Below are 13,722 nucleotides of genomic sequence, written 5' to 3' on the forward strand. Positions count from 1 at the left end.
TGCTGGCGGCCGTGGCGATCGCGGCGGCGGCGGTCGGCGGCGGCACCGCCACCCTCGTCGGCGAACTCGCCGGGGGCGGCTCGAACGGGCCGGGTTCCGGCGGCGTCGTCAACGGCACCACCGTCTCGCGGAGCAACGCGGGCACGGTCTCCGGGGTCGCGGCGGCCGTCTCCCCCGCGATCGTCGAGATCAGCGCGAGCTCCTCGGCCGGTGACGCCACCGGCTCGGGTGTCGTCATCACCTCGGACGGCGAGATCGTCACCAACAACCACGTCGTCTCCGGCGCCTCCCGGATCAAGGTGGCTCTCAGCACCGGCACGTCGTACACCGCCGACGTCGTCGGCACGGACGCCGACAAGGACCTGGCCCTCATCAAGCTCCGGGGGGCGAGTGGGCTGAAGACGGCCACGCTCGGCGACTCCTCGTCGGTCGCCGTCGGCGACCAGGTCGTGGCGATCGGATCCCCCGAAGGCCTGACCGGCACGGTCACCAGCGGCATCGTCTCCGCACTCGACCGCGACGTCACCGTCGCCAAGGACGACGAGCAGGACCAGCCGCAACAGCAGCAGGGCGGCGGCAACTGGCCGTTCGAGTTCGGCGGGCAGCAGTTCAACGGCGACACGGGCACGTCCAGGACCACGTACAAGGCCATCCAGACCGACGCCTCGCTCAACCCCGGCAACTCCGGTGGCGCGCTCATCAACATGAAGGGCGAGATCATCGGTATCAACTCCGCCATGTACTCGCCCACTTCGGCCAGTGGTTCCGGCAGTTCGGGGGCGGGCAGCGTGGGCCTCGGCTTCGCCATCCCCGTCGACACCGTCAAGGCCGACCTGGACGCCCTGCGCTCCGGCGACGGCTCCTGACGGCTCCTGCCCGCCCGGCGCCCCGGTCCGCACCGGCCGGCGGCCACCGGTGCCGTGCCGCCACGCCGCCGCACGAGGGCCGTGCGAGGCTGGGAGCACACGGACACAGCCCCGGAGCACCCGGAGAACCGGTCACGGAACGGAAGAGGACGACGAAGCGATGAACCCCGCCGAAGACGGTCCCCAGCGCGTCCTGATCGTCGACGACGAACCCGCGGTGCGTGAGGCCCTCCAGCGCAGCCTCGCCTTCGAGGGCTACGGCACGGAGGTCGCCGTGGACGGCTACGACGCCCTCGCCAAGGCGGAGTCGTACGCCCCCGACCTCATCGTCCTGGACATCCAGATGCCCCGCATGGACGGCCTCACCGCCGCCCGGCGCATCCGGTCCGCCGGCTCCACCACGCCCATCCTGATGCTCACCGCCCGCGACACCGTGGGCGACCGGGTCACCGGCCTGGACGCCGGCGCCGACGACTACCTCGTCAAGCCCTTCGAGCTCGACGAGCTCTTCGCCCGCATCCGGGCCCTGCTGCGCCGCAGCTCCTACGCGGCCACGGCGGGCGGCGCCGTCCCCGACGACGACGTGCTCTCCTTCGCCGACCTCCGCATGAACCTCAGCACCCGCGAGGTCACCCGCGGCACCCGCCGGGTCGAGCTGACCCGCACCGAGTTCACGCTGCTGGAGATGTTCCTGGCCCACCCCCGGCAGGTCCTGACGCGCGAGCAGATCCTGAAGGCCGTCTGGGGCTTCGACTTCGAACCCAGCTCCAACTCGCTGGACGTGTACGTGATGTACCTGCGCCGCAAGACGGAGGCCGGTGGCGAGCCGCGCCTCGTCCACACCGTGCGGGGCGTCGGATACGCGCTGCGGTCCGGCGGCGGTGAGGGGTGAGCGCCCTGGTGCACCGGCTGCGCGCGCTGCCGCTGCGTTCCCGGCTCGCCCTGCTGGTCGCCCTGGCCGTCGCCGTCGCGGTGGCGGCGGTCGCGGCGGCGTGCTGGTTCGTGACACGCGAGCAGCTGGGCAGCCGGCTGGACAGCTCCCTGCGCAACTCCCCGCAGGCCGACAGGTCCCTGGTGGAGAACCTCCTCGCCAACTGCCGGGGCACCGGCCGCGATCCCGTGCGGTCCCCGGGCTCCTACGCCCTGCAGATCATCGACGCCTCGGGCAAGGTCTGCGAGGCCCCGGGCTCCACCCCCATCGACCCCACGGACGCCGATCTGGCCGTGGCCACCGGGGCCCGCCGCGACACCCTGCACTCCGCCACCGACGCGGACGGCGAGCGGATGCGGGTCTACACCTACGGCCTCGAACTGCGTCCCTCCGGGGAGATCTACGCGGTGTCCGTCGCCCGGCCCGAGAGCGAGGTCACCGACCCGCTCTCCACCCTCGCCTGGGTCCTCGCCCTCGTCTCCGGCATCGGGGCCGTCGGCGCCGGCGCCGCCGGGTTGTGGGTCGCCCGCACGGGCCTGCGCCCCGTCGACGACCTGGCCCGCGCCGTCGCGCACGTGGCCGAGACCGAGGACCTGACCGTCCGGATCCCCGCCGAGGGCGAGGACGAGATCGCCCGCCTCTCCCGCTCCTTCAACTCCATGACCAGCTCCCTGGCCACCTCCCGCGACCGCCAGGCACAGCTCATCGCGGACGCCGGCCACGAGCTGCGCACCCCGCTCACCTCGCTCCGCACGAACATCGAACTGCTCGCCCGCAGTGACGACACCGGCCGGGCCATCCCGCCCGACGACCGCAGGGCGCTGATGGCGTCGGTCAAGGCCCAGATGACCGAGCTGGCCGCCCTCATCGGCGATCTCCAGGAGCTCTCCCGCCCCGACGCCGCCCAGCCCGGCCCCCTCCAGGTCGTCGCCCTGCACGACATCACCCGGGCCGCCCTGCGGCGTGCCCGGCTGCGCGGCCCCGAGCTGACCGTCGACGCCGAGCTGGCCCCCTGGTACGTACGCGCCGAACCGGCGGCACTGGAGCGGGCGGTCGTGAACGTGCTGGACAACGCGGTGAAGTTCAGCCCGCCCGGCGGGACGATCGACGTCGTGCTGCACCGGGGCGAACTGACCGTACGCGATCACGGACCCGGCATTCCGGCCGAGGAACTCCCGCACGTCTTCGACCGCTTCTGGCGCTCCCCGTCCGCCCGGCAGCTCCCCGGCTCCGGCCTCGGCCTGTCCATCGTGGCCCGCACGGTCCGCAACGCGGGCGGCGACGTCACGCTGCGCCCCGCGGGCGAGGGCGGCGGCACCGTGGCGTCGATCCGCCTCCCCGGAGCGCCCCAGCCGCCGCCGGAGCTGTGAGGCCTTCCCCTCACGCCGCCGGGTTGTGCCTGATCAGCGCCTCGACGAGCCCGGAGCGGGTGGCAGGGTAGTCCAGGGGGACGATGCCGAGGCCGGTCCGGCCCGCCGCCCAGGACCCGTCCAGGAAGGCGTGGACCTGGGGGTTGAGCCGGTCCGCGTTCCACCGGGGAGGCATCAGCGCGGACGTGGACACGTAGTTGACGAAGAGCTTCCCCGGCTGCTCGGCCGCCCTGCGGAACTGTGCTTCGACCTTCGGGTACTTGGCGAACGGCTCCGCCATGTAGTCGTCCTGGATGTCGAACAGCTGGGGGGCGGCGTACCGGACCCCGGGCAGGCCGCCGTTGTCGGCGAGCAGCACCACCTTGCCCCGGGCCTCGCCCAGGGTGGGGAGCGCGGTGTCCAGGTGGAACAGGGACCGCCAGCCCTTGGCGTCGAGGTAGAGGTCGAAGATCCGGCGGAAGGCGGCGTCGCTCTCCTCGGAGTACTCCTGCTTGACCCGCATCAGCACGGTCTCGCCCGGCCGGGCGGCCAGGAAGTCCCGGCAGGCGATCAGGACGTCCCCGAACATGAGGTTCTGGAAGGAGGCCCCGTGATGGATCGCGAAGGAGTCGCCGGTGATCCGGCAGCGCACGTCGAGGAAGCGGATGCCGCTCTCCAGCTGCTCCGCGACCGTGGTGTTCTGGCATGCGCTCCAGGGGCCGCCGTACCGGGCGCCGGAGTCGTGCGAGCCCGGGATCGTCAGGCGTTGCAACGCGGTCGTGCCGGGGATCGCGACCATCCAGTCCCGCGTGGTGCGGGGGGCCGTACGCGTGGCCGCGACGGCGGGTCCGGTCCCGATGATCGCGGTGGCGGACACGGCGAAGGCGCCGGCGAGGAAGTGGCGACGCGTTCCGGTGTACGGGCTCATACGGGAGTGCCTCCGGCGTCGGTGGGGAGTCGGCCCCCCGAGTGTGACCTGTACGCGTCACCTCCGACAGGGGGCGGCACCCCCGGCCCCCGGAAACGATGGCGGGGGCGGTGCGCCTTTCGGCCACCGCCCCCGCCACCACGCCGCGCGCGGACGCTACTTCAGGATCGTGATCCGGTCCGTGGCCGGCGGGGCCAGCGGCGTGGAGGCCGTGGAGTGCGCCGCCAGGTAGGCGTTGAAGAGGTCCAGGTCGGACGGGCCGACCAGCTTGTTCGTGCCCTGGCCGAGGGCCGCGAAGCCGTCGCCGCCGCCCGCGAGGAACTCGTTCATCGCGACGCGGTACGTCTTCGCCGGGTCGATCGCCTCACCGTTCAGCCGGACCGAGTCCGCGACGACCCGGTCGGCGCCCGACTTCGTCATGTCCAGGGTGTAGGTGAGGCCCCTCGACACCTGAAGGATCTTCGGCGACGCCTCGTTGGATCCGCTGACCTGCTGCTTCAGCGCGGTGACCAGCTGGGCGCCGGTCAGGTCGACGACGTTCATCATGTTGGTGAACGGCTGGACGGTGAAGGCCTCGCCGTACGTCACCACCCCGTCGCCCTCGCTCCCGGACGCGGCGTACACCAGGTCGGAGCGGATACCGCCCGGGTTCATGAACGCGACGACGGCGCCGCCCTTGTCCGCGGGGGCCAGGCCCTCCAGCTGCGCGTCGGCGATCAGGTTGCCGAGAGGCTTCTCCGGGGCCGTGGAGCCGCGGCCGTTGATGTCGGCGGAGATGAAGCCCTGGGGGCGGCCCGCGATGGGTGCGGCGAGCGTGTTCCAGCGGGCGATCAGCGCCGTCATGTCGGAGGCCTTGGCCTGGTCCCGGCCGACGATGTGGTTCGCCGAGCTCACCGACGTACGCACGATGTCCTTGGTGCGCCGGTCGTAGGTGAGGGTCGTGTCCGTGTAGAGCTTGCCGAACGACGAGGCCGAGGTGACCATCCGGGGCTTCCCGGACGGGTCCGGAACCGTGCAGACGTACGCCTGGTGGGTGTGGCCCGTGACCAGGGCGTCGACCTTCGGGGTGATGCCCTTGGCGATGTCCACGATCGGCCCGGAGATGCCGTCACCGGCGCCGGGGCTGTCGCAGTCGTAGTTGTACGAGGAGGAGGCCGGCGCCCCGCCCTCGTGGATCAGCGCGACGATGGACTTGACGCCCTGGCGGTCCAGCTCCTTGGCGTACTTGTTGACCGTCTCGATCTCGTCGTGGAACTTCAGGCCCTTGACGCCGTTTGCGGTGACGATGTTCGGCGTGCCCTCCAGGGTCACCCCGATGAAGCCGATCTTGACACCGTTCTTCTTCCAGACGGTGTACGGCTTGAGGACCGGCCTGCCGGTCTTCTCGGCGGTGACGTTGGCGGCGAGGTAGGGGAAGTCCGCCCCCTGGAACTTCCTGCCCTTCTCGTAGCAGCCCTCCACCGGGTGGCAGCCGCCGTCCTGGAGACGGCCGAGCTCCACGGCCCCCTCGTCGAACTCGTGGTTGCCGACCGACGTCACGTCGAGGTCGAGCTTGTTCAGCGCCTCGATGGTCGGCTCGTCGTGGAAGAGCCCCGACAGCAGCGGACTGGCACCGACCATGTCGCCGCCGGCCGCGGTGACGGAGTACGGGTGACCCTTGCGCGCGGTGCGCAGCGAGGTCGCGAGGTACTCGACGCCACCGGCCGGAACGGACTTCACCGTGCCGTCGGCCTGCGTCTCGCCGACCGCGCCGGCCGAGCCCGCCGGCGGCTCCAGGTTGCCGTGGAGGTCGTTGAAGGAGAGGAGCTGGACATCGACGGTACGGGCCGGGTGGCCGTGGCCGTGGCCGTTGCCGTGTCCGCGGTCATGGGCACCGGCCGGCAGCGCGGCGACGAGCGCGCCCACGGTGGCCAGCCCGGCCGCGGCGGCAAGCACCCGCCGGGGCACACGGTTCTTCTGCGGAGTCGCTGACATCGGTCCCCTTGTGAGTATCTGGATCCTGCGTGCGGCAGCCTAGGGTCAACGCGCGTAGCGCGACAGACGTTTGTGGTTACGAAGTGGTTGCCGCCCGATCAGAAAGGGGTCGATCACCCGGAGAGCGTACATATCCCCGCAGAAACGTCACCCCGCGCCAAACCCTTGTCCCGCAGGCGCCCCCACCGCCCCGCCCGCTCCCCGTACGCTCGTATCCATGACGACAGACGTACCCCTCCCCGCCCCCGGACGTGCGATCCAGACCCTCGACGCACTCACCCCCGAGCAGGCCGACGCCGTGCTGGCCCTGCTCGCCGAGGCCGCCGGGACCGATGGCAGGCAGGCCGTCTCCGAGCAGGGCCGGCTCCAGCTCCGGGGCGGGCACCGCGAGGGCGTGCGGCACCTCCTGCTGAGCGCCGACGGTGTGCTCGCCGGGTACGCGCAAATGGAGGACACCGACCCCGTGGAGGCACCCGCAGCCGAACTCGTCGTGCACCCCGCCCACCGCGGGCACGGGCACGGGCGGGCCCTGGGGGCGGCCCTCCTCGCCGCGACCGGCAAGCGGCTCCGGGTCTGGGCCCACGGCGGCAGGTCCTCCGCCCGGCACCTCGCGCAGGTCCTCGGCCTCTCCCTCTTCCGCGAACTGCGCCAGCTGCGACGGCCCTTGGAGCCGCTCGACGTCGCGGAGCCGACCCTGCCCCCGGGCGTCACCGTCCGCACCTTCGTGCCCGGCCAGGACGACGCGGCCTGGCTCGCCGCCAACGGCGCCGCCTTCGCCCACCACCCCGAGCAGGGCTCCCTCACCCAGCGGGACCTGGACGACCGCAAGGCCGAGCCGTGGTTCGACCCGAAGGGCTTCTTCCTCGCCGAGCGCGACGGCGAGGTCATCGGCTTCCACTGGACGAAGGTCCACGCCGAGGAGAACCTCGGCGAGGTCTACGCCGTCGGCATCCGGCCCGACGCCCAGGGCGGCGGACTCGGCAAGGCGCTCACCGCGATCGGGCTGCGCCACCTGGCGGCCCAGGGCCTGCCCACCGCGATGCTCTACGTCGACGCCGACAACCTTGCCGCCCTCGCCGTGTACGAGCGCATGGGCTTCGTCACCCACGAGACGGACCTGATGTACCGCACGGAGTCCTGATCGGCGATCAGCACGACCCGGGGCGGCGTCACTTGACGCCGCCCCTCTCTTACGACACCCTTTCACTACTCAATTAGTGAAAGGGTGGTGAACATGGCAGAGTCCGCAGCGGTCGAGTTCCGCATCGACCGGCGCAGCGGCGTCGCCACCTACCTCCAGATCGTGCAGCAGACCAAACAAGCCCTGCGCCTGGGTGTACTGGAACCGGGCGACCGGCTACCGACGGCCCGCGAGGTCGTGGAGGCCACGGCCATCAACCCCAACACCGTGCTCAAGGCCTACCGCGAGCTGGAACGCGAAGGCCTCGTCGAGGCCCGCCGGGGCCTCGGCACCTTCGTCCGCCGCACGCTGGGCAGCGCCGCCGTCACCACCGACGCACCACTGCGCGACGAACTCACCGACTGGGCCCGCCGGGCACGCACGGCCGGTCTCGACAAGGACGACGTGCACGCGCTCTTCACCGCCGTACTGGACAGCACCTTCGAAAGGGAACCGGACGCATGACAGGCGCCGCGATCGAGGCGAACGGCCTCGGTATGACCTACGGGCGAAAGCGCGGGTGGGCGCTGCGCGACTGCTCGTTCCGGCTGCCCACCGGACGGATATGCGCCCTCGTCGGGCCCAACGGCGCCGGGAAGTCCACGCTGCTCTCCCTGGCGGCCGGCCTGCTGCGACCCACCGAGGGCACGCTGCGGATCCTCGGGTCCGCGGACCCCGCCCGGACCCGCACCCGGATCGCGTACGTCTCCCAGGACAAGCCCCTGTACCCGTAGCTCACCGTGGCCGACACCCTGTGGGCCGGCCGGCAGCTCAACCCCGCCACCTGGGACCGCGCGACCGCCGACCGGGTCGCCGGCCCCCTGCCGCAGGACGCCAGGGTCCGTACCCTCTCGGGCGGGCAGCGCACCCGGCTCGCCCTCGCCCTCGCACTCGGCAAGCGTCCCGAGCTGTTGCTGCTGGACGAGCCGATGGCCGACCTCGACCCGCTCGCCCGCCACCGGCTGATGGGCGTCCTGATGGCCGAGGCCGCCGAGCACGCCACCACCATCGTGATGTCGTCGCACATCCTCACCGAGCTGGAAGGTGCCTGCGACTACGTCCTGCTCGTCGACGGCGGCCGCGTCCGCCTCGGCGGTGGGCACGACGACATCGTCGCCGCGCACGCCGTCCTCACCGGACACGTCCGCGACCTCGCCCCGCACACCGTCGTCGAGTCCCGCACGGCGGGACGCCAGCTCACCGCACTCGTACGGAGGCAAGGACCGGTGGACACCACCGCGTGGGACGTCACCACCCCCTCCCTGGAGGAACTGCTGCTGGCCCACCTCCGCTCACCGGACGCACCACCCCTCCTCACCCCGAGCGCGTGCGCCCAGGAGGAGGTGGACGCGGCATGACGGCACCCGCCCTCCCACGCGTTCCGCTCCGCCACTCCGTCCGGGTCGTCGCACGGCAGCACCGCCTGGCCGTGCGCCTCACGGGCGGCCTCGCTCTGGCCGCCGTCATCGGCCTCGTCGCCGTCGCCCTGTGGTCGTCCCACCTCACCGACGCCTTCGAGGCGGGCCCGTGCTCGGTGGAGGGCGACCCGGGCAGGGACTGCTACCGGCCCGTCCGCGAGCACCTGGACACCATGCTGGGACTCAGCCGGGTCTTCGACGTGACGGGAACAGCCCTCATCGCCCTCCCGGTGGTACTCGGCGCCTTCGTCGCGGGCCCGATGATCGCGCGGGAACTGGAGAGCGGCACCTACCGGCTGTCGTGGACCCAGTCGGTGTCGCCCTCACGCTGGCTGACCGCCAAACTGGCCGTACCGGCCGTCCTGGCGCTGTCCGGTGTCACCGTGCTCACGGCCGTCCTCGCCCGGGCCCGGTCCGGCACGCACGCCGTGTACCCCGCCAACTGGTACGAACCCGGCGTGTTCGCGGCCTCGGGCGTCGTCCCTCTCGCCTACACGGCGTTCGGACTGTGCACCGGCGCCCTGGCCGGCCTGCTGGTGCGCCGCACCGTACCCGCGCTGACCGCGGCCACGCTCGTCACCGCGGCGGTGGTCGCGGCCCTCGTCGAGCTCCGCGGCAGCCTGTGGCCCCTGAGGACACGGGCGGGCACCCCGCAGGAGATCAGCGCCCTGTACGACGACTCCTGGATCATCGACAGCGGCCGGACCACCGCGGACGGCGCACGGGTCTCGTTCGACACGTGCTGGCAGCCGGTGTCCGAACACCCCGCCTGCCTGGCGGGCCGGACCGTCACCGGCAACTGGGCGAGCCACCACCCCGCCTCCCACTTCTGGCCCCTCCAGCTCGTCGAGACGGGCATCCTCCTGGCCCTCTCCGCCCTGGCCCTCGCCCTCGCCTTCCGGGTGCTGCGCCGCAGCCACGGCTGAGAGACCCGGCCGGCGTCCGGGTTCCGGGGGAATCCCGGACGCCGGCCGGGCATCACACACGGTGAGCGGGGGAGCGAGCCCGCAGCCGCACCCTGTACGTCATGTCGCCGTTACCGGCCATTCAGACACGCTTGCGATCCTCACGTAATGCAGCCAGCTGTGCCCACCCCCCGCAACGGGAGAGGCCGGGGTTCGCCGTCCGCGCCCGCTTCTTCCGCGATCTTCAACGGCTCCGACGCGCCTGAGGAGCCTAAGGCGCGGAAGAATAGGTCCATGAGCCAGCAGCCCGAGGTCCCGGTCCAGCCCGCCCAGCCGTCCGTCGGCTCCCTCGCGGCCCACCGGCCACAGGCCGTCGCCGGGCGCTCACCGGCGTCCGCCGACCTCTCCACGGCCGGCGGCCTCGGTCCCGACCTGGCCAGCGACGCGGACGCGTACGAACCCGGCGCCGACGGCGACGAACTGCCGCAGGGCCGCTTCCTGGACCGCGAGCGCAGTTGGCTCGCGTTCAACGAACGCGTGCTGGAACTGGCCGAGGACCCCACCACACCCCTGCTCGAGCGGGCCAACTTCCTCGCGATCTTCGCCTCGAACCTGGACGAGTTCTTCATGGTCCGGGTCGCCGGGCTCAAGCGCCGCATCGCCACCGGCGTCGCCACCCGCTCCGCGTCCGGGCTGCAGCCCCGCGAGGTCCTCGACCTGATCTGGACCCGCTCCCGCGAGCTCATGGCCCGGCACGCCGCCTGCTACCAGCAGGACGTCGCGCCCGCCCTGTCCGACGAGGGCATCCACCTGGTCCGCTGGCCCGAACTGACCGAGAAGGAACAGGCCCGCCTCTTCACCTTCTTCCGGCAGCGGGTGTTCCCCGTGCTGACCCCACTGGCCGTGGACCCGGTGCACCCCTTCCCGTACATCTCCGGCCTCTCGCTCAACCTCGCCGTCGTGGTGCGCAACCCGGTCAGCGGGCACCGCCACTTCGCCCGCGTCAAGGTGCCCCCGCTGCTGACCCGCTTCCTGGAGGCGTCGCCGCAGCGCTACGTCCCCATCGAGGACATCATCGCGGCCCATCTCGAGGAGCTCTTCCCGGGCATGGAGGTCCTCGCGCACCACATGTTCCGCGTCACCAGGAACGAGGACCTCGAGGTCGAGGAGGACGACACCGAGAACCTCCTGCAAGCCCTGGAGAAGGAGCTCATGCGGCGCCGCTTCGGCCCGCCGGTCCGCCTGGAGGTCGAGGAGTCCATCGACCCGTACGTCCTCGACCTCCTCGTACGCGAACTGAACATCTCCGAGACGGAGCTCTACCCGCTGCCCGGCCCGCTCGACCTGACCGGACTGTTCGGCATAGCGTCCCTGGACCGGCCGGAGCTGAAGTACCCCAAGTTCATCGCGGGCACCCACCGCGACCTCGCCGAGGTCGAATCGGCCTCCGCACCCGACGTCTTCGCCGCCCTGCGCGAACGCGACGTGCTCCTGCACCACCCGTACGACTCCTTCTCGACCTCCGTCCAGGCGTTCCTGGAACAGGCGGCGGGCGACCCGGACGTCCTCGCGATCAAACAGACCCTGTACCGCACCTCCGGCGACTCGCCGATAGTGGACGCCCTCATCGACGCCGCCGAATCCGGCAAGCAGGTCCTCGTCCTCGTCGAGATCAAGGCACGTTTCGACGAACAGGCCAACATCAAGTGGGCCCGCAAGCTGGAGGAGGCCGGCTGCCACGTCGTCTACGGACTCGTCGGCCTCAAGACCCACTGCAAGCTCTCCCTCGTCGTCCGGCAGGAGGGCGACACCCTGCGCCGCTACTCCCACGTCGGCACCGGCAACTACCACCCCAAGACGGCCCGGCTGTACGAGGACCTCGGCCTGCTCACCGCCGACCCCCAGGTCGGCGCGGACCTCTCCGACCTCTTCAACCGGCTCTCCGGATACTCGCGCCGCGAGACCTACCGCCGACTGCTCGTCGCCCCCAAGTCCCTGCGCGACGGCCTGATAGCCCGCATCAACAAGGAGATCACCCACCACCGGGCCGGCCGGCCCGCCTACGTCCGCATCAAGGTCAACTCGATGGTCGACGAGGCGATCATCGACGCCTGCTACCGGGCCGGACAGGCGGGCGTACCGGTCGACATCTGGGTACGGGGCATCTGCGCGATCCGCCCCGGAGTCAGCGGGCTCTCCGAGAACGTCCGGGTCCGCTCGATACTGGGCCGGTTCCTCGAACACTCACGGGTCTTCGCCTTCGGCAACGGCGGCGAACCCGAAGTCTGGTTCGGCAGCGCCGACATGATGCACCGAAACCTCGACCGCAGGATCGAAGCACTGGTCCGCGTCACCGACCCCGCGCATCGCGCCGCGCTCAGCAGGCTCCTGGAAACAGGCATGTCCGACACCACGTCCTCCTGGCACCTGGGCCCCGACGGCAACTGGACCCGGCACGCCACGGACGCGGACGGCCAGCCGCTGCGGCACGTGCAGGAGATGCTCATCGACGCCCGGAGGCGCCGGCGTGCGACACCCTGACCACCACCCCACCACGACACTGTCCACGGACACCGTCCTCGCCCCCTACCTCCGTGCGCAGGCCGCGGCCTTCCTCCGCGGCCTGCGCCTGCACCGTGAGCACAGCGCCCCCACGGACGCCGGCACCCAGGGGGCCGAGGAGGCCGTCGCGGCGCTGCGGCACGCCGCACGCCGCATCAGCGGCACACTCCACACCTTCCGCGGCGCGCTCGACCCGGCCTGGGCCGACCAGCTCCGCACCGAACTGACCTGGCTCTCCGGCACCCTGGCCCGCGAACACGCGTACGCCACCCGGCTCGAACGGCTCCTGGAGGCCCTGCACCGGCTCTCGGGCGCCACGCTCCCGCCGCCCCGCACCCCCGCCGGCGCCACCGAGCGGGCGGCACTCGGGGTCGGCGCGGCCCGGGCGGGGGCGCTCCTGGAACGCCGGCTGACCCTCGCCCGGACCCGCGCCCACTCGGCGGCGCTCCAGGCACTCGGCTCCTCCCGCTTCCACGCCGTGGCCGACGCCGTGGCCCTGCTCGCCTCCGACGTGCCCCTCGCGCCCACGGACCCGGCGGCGGAGCCGCCGCACACCCCGGCGAAACTCGCCGAGGAACGCCTGCTCGCCGCGGTGGCCACCCTGCCGCCCGACGAGACCGCGGAGCCCTACAACGAGGCGCACGACGCCCTCTGGCACCAGGCCCGCCTGCTGCTCCGGCTCCACCGGTACGCCCACGAGGTGGTCCACGGCGCACCCGACCCGGTGCTGACCGGATCGGGACGCGCGCTCGACCTCCACAGGGACGCCGCCGAGGCGGCCGGGGCCGCGTCGGCCGCGGCCGGCACCCCCCGGATCGCCCCGGCGACGGCGTACGCCCTGGGCGTGCTCCACGCCGATCAGCGGCACGAGGTGGAGGCGGCACGCACCCGCTTCCGCGAGACCTGGCCGTACGCGGCGGCCGTGACATGAGCGACCCCGTACGCGCGGCGGGCTGCGTCCTGTGGCGTCACTCCCCGCACGGCGGGGGCATGGAGATCTGCCTGGTCCACCGCCCCCGCTACGACGACTGGTCCTACCCGAAGGGCAAGCTGAAGGCGGGCGAGACCCCGCTCGAGGCCGCCGTGCGGGAAGTCCTGGAGGAGACCGGCCACCACTGCGTGCCGGGCGCCGTACTGCCCACGGCCCACTACACGGCCAAGGGCCGCCCGAAAGAGGTCAGCTACTGGGCCGCCGAGGCGACAGGGGGCACCTTCGTGCCCGGCGACGAGGTCGACCGGCTCGCGTGGCTCTCCCCGTCCGCGACCCGCAACCGCCTCACCCGCCCCGGCGACCGAGCCCAACTGGACGCCTTCCTCAGCACCCCACCCACACCCTGACCCCGCCCACCCCACGGAACCGGCCCCTCGGGCAAGCGGAAGAAACCCCCGCAGACACCCGCCGGCCGGTTCCGGGGCGTGCAGGAGGGCCCCCGGACAGCCGCACGAGCCACACGCCCACCCCAGCCCGCGCCCACACGCACCAACCGCCCCGCAGAGGCAATGCGAAGAACCCCCGCAGACGCCCGACGGCCGGTTCGGGGGCGTGCAGGAGGGTCCCCGCAGGGCGGCGAACACAATCCCGGCCACCCCCACGTGCAACCGGAAACGT

11 protein-coding genes and 1 pseudogene are annotated in these 13,722 nt (G+C 72.4%); 10 read left to right on the forward strand and 2 right to left on the reverse strand.

Features of this window, described 5'->3' with window-relative positions; translation table 11 throughout:
• From ABZ371_RS18925 to ABZ371_RS18935, 3 genes are all read left to right on the forward strand, one after another.
• On the forward strand, window positions 1-866 hold an 866-nt coding region (locus ABZ371_RS18925; protein ID WP_358680695.1), incomplete at its 5' end, for a trypsin-like peptidase domain-containing protein.
• A gap of 160 nt (window positions 867-1,026) precedes the next feature.
• Window positions 1,027-1,758: a response regulator transcription factor gene (locus ABZ371_RS18930; protein WP_358680698.1), complete on the forward strand. Its 732-nt coding sequence runs from the start codon at window positions 1,027-1,029 to the stop codon at window positions 1,756-1,758.
• The gene (locus ABZ371_RS18935; protein WP_358680701.1) at window positions 1,755-3,167 is read left to right on the forward strand and encodes a HAMP domain-containing sensor histidine kinase; all 1,413 of its coding nucleotides are present in this window, start codon (window positions 1,755-1,757) and stop codon (window positions 3,165-3,167) included. The genes ABZ371_RS18930 and ABZ371_RS18935 overlap by 4 nt, the downstream gene beginning before the upstream one ends.
• A 10-nt stretch (window positions 3,168-3,177) precedes the next feature.
• Here the strand turns inward: ABZ371_RS18935 and ABZ371_RS18940 are convergent, their stop codons facing one another.
• Both ABZ371_RS18940 and ABZ371_RS18945 read right to left on the reverse strand, forming a co-directional pair.
• Window positions 3,178-4,074 (reverse strand): phosphatidylinositol-specific phospholipase C, encoded by an 897-nt coding sequence (locus tag ABZ371_RS18940; RefSeq protein WP_358680704.1) that lies wholly within the window; start codon window positions 4,072-4,074, stop codon window positions 3,178-3,180.
• Window positions 4,075-4,230: 156 nt separating this feature from the next.
• Window positions 4,231-6,048, reverse strand: a complete 1,818-nt coding sequence (locus tag ABZ371_RS18945) for a bifunctional metallophosphatase/5'-nucleotidase (protein ID WP_358680707.1) — start codon at window positions 6,046-6,048, stop codon at window positions 4,231-4,233.
• Window positions 6,049-6,265: 217 nt separating this feature from the next.
• On the opposite strand from ABZ371_RS18945, the gene mshD reads away from it, so the two are divergent.
• The 7 genes and pseudogenes from mshD (at window position 6,266) to ABZ371_RS18980 (ending at window position 13,451) form a co-directional block, all read left to right on the forward strand.
• The gene (gene mshD / locus ABZ371_RS18950) at window positions 6,266-7,189 is read left to right on the forward strand and encodes a mycothiol synthase (protein WP_358680710.1); all 924 of its coding nucleotides are present in this window, start codon (window positions 6,266-6,268) and stop codon (window positions 7,187-7,189) included.
• Window positions 7,190-7,282: 93 nt separating this feature from the next.
• A complete protein-coding gene (locus ABZ371_RS18955; protein WP_358680713.1) occupies window positions 7,283-7,693 on the forward strand; it encodes a GntR family transcriptional regulator in 411 nt (136 codons plus the stop codon).
• Window positions 7,690-8,586: pseudogene (locus ABZ371_RS18960) on the forward strand (ABC transporter ATP-binding protein). The gene ABZ371_RS18955 and the pseudogene ABZ371_RS18960 overlap by 4 nt, the downstream one beginning before the upstream one ends.
• The gene (locus tag ABZ371_RS18965; protein ID WP_358680715.1) at window positions 8,583-9,572 is read left to right on the forward strand and encodes a hypothetical protein; all 990 of its coding nucleotides are present in this window, start codon (window positions 8,583-8,585) and stop codon (window positions 9,570-9,572) included. The pseudogene ABZ371_RS18960 and the gene ABZ371_RS18965 overlap by 4 nt, the downstream one beginning before the upstream one ends.
• Before the next feature lie 273 nt (window positions 9,573-9,845).
• Window positions 9,846-12,092 (forward strand): RNA degradosome polyphosphate kinase, encoded by a 2,247-nt coding sequence (locus ABZ371_RS18970; RefSeq protein WP_358680718.1) that lies wholly within the window; start codon window positions 9,846-9,848, stop codon window positions 12,090-12,092.
• Window positions 12,079-13,044 (forward strand): CHAD domain-containing protein, encoded by a 966-nt coding sequence (locus ABZ371_RS18975; protein ID WP_358680720.1) that lies wholly within the window; start codon window positions 12,079-12,081, stop codon window positions 13,042-13,044. The genes ABZ371_RS18970 and ABZ371_RS18975 overlap by 14 nt, the downstream gene beginning before the upstream one ends.
• Window positions 13,041-13,451: an NUDIX hydrolase gene (locus ABZ371_RS18980; protein ID WP_358680723.1), complete on the forward strand. Its 411-nt coding sequence runs from the start codon at window positions 13,041-13,043 to the stop codon at window positions 13,449-13,451. Before ABZ371_RS18975 ends, ABZ371_RS18980 begins: the two co-directional genes overlap by 4 nt.
• Window positions 13,452-13,722 lie beyond the last annotated feature (271 nt).

Origin of the sequence: Streptomyces sp. NPDC005899, assembly GCF_040629645.1 — a bacterium.
Taxonomy (GTDB): Bacteria; Actinomycetota; Actinomycetes; order Streptomycetales; family Streptomycetaceae; genus Streptomyces.

Excerpts from the sequence above, each read along its gene's own strand:
- ABZ371_RS18930 (WP_358680698.1), top strand. The coding sequence starts at position 1,027 with ATGAACCCCGCCGAAGACGGTCCCCAGCGCGTCCTGATCGTCGACGAC.
- ABZ371_RS18940 (WP_358680704.1), bottom strand. The coding sequence starts at position 4,074 with ATGAGCCCGTACACCGGAACGCGTCGCCACTTCCTCGCCGGCGCCTTC.
- ABZ371_RS18945 (WP_358680707.1), bottom strand. The coding sequence starts at position 6,048 with ATGTCAGCGACTCCGCAGAAGAACCGTGTGCCCCGGCGGGTGCTTGCC.
- mshD (WP_358680710.1), top strand. The coding sequence starts at position 6,266 with ATGACGACAGACGTACCCCTCCCCGCCCCCGGACGTGCGATCCAGACC.
- ABZ371_RS18955 (WP_358680713.1), top strand. The coding sequence starts at position 7,283 with ATGGCAGAGTCCGCAGCGGTCGAGTTCCGCATCGACCGGCGCAGCGGC.
- ABZ371_RS18965 (WP_358680715.1), top strand. The coding sequence starts at position 8,583 with ATGACGGCACCCGCCCTCCCACGCGTTCCGCTCCGCCACTCCGTCCGG.
- ABZ371_RS18970 (WP_358680718.1), top strand. The coding sequence starts at position 9,846 with ATGAGCCAGCAGCCCGAGGTCCCGGTCCAGCCCGCCCAGCCGTCCGTC.
- ABZ371_RS18980 (WP_358680723.1), top strand. The coding sequence starts at position 13,041 with ATGAGCGACCCCGTACGCGCGGCGGGCTGCGTCCTGTGGCGTCACTCC.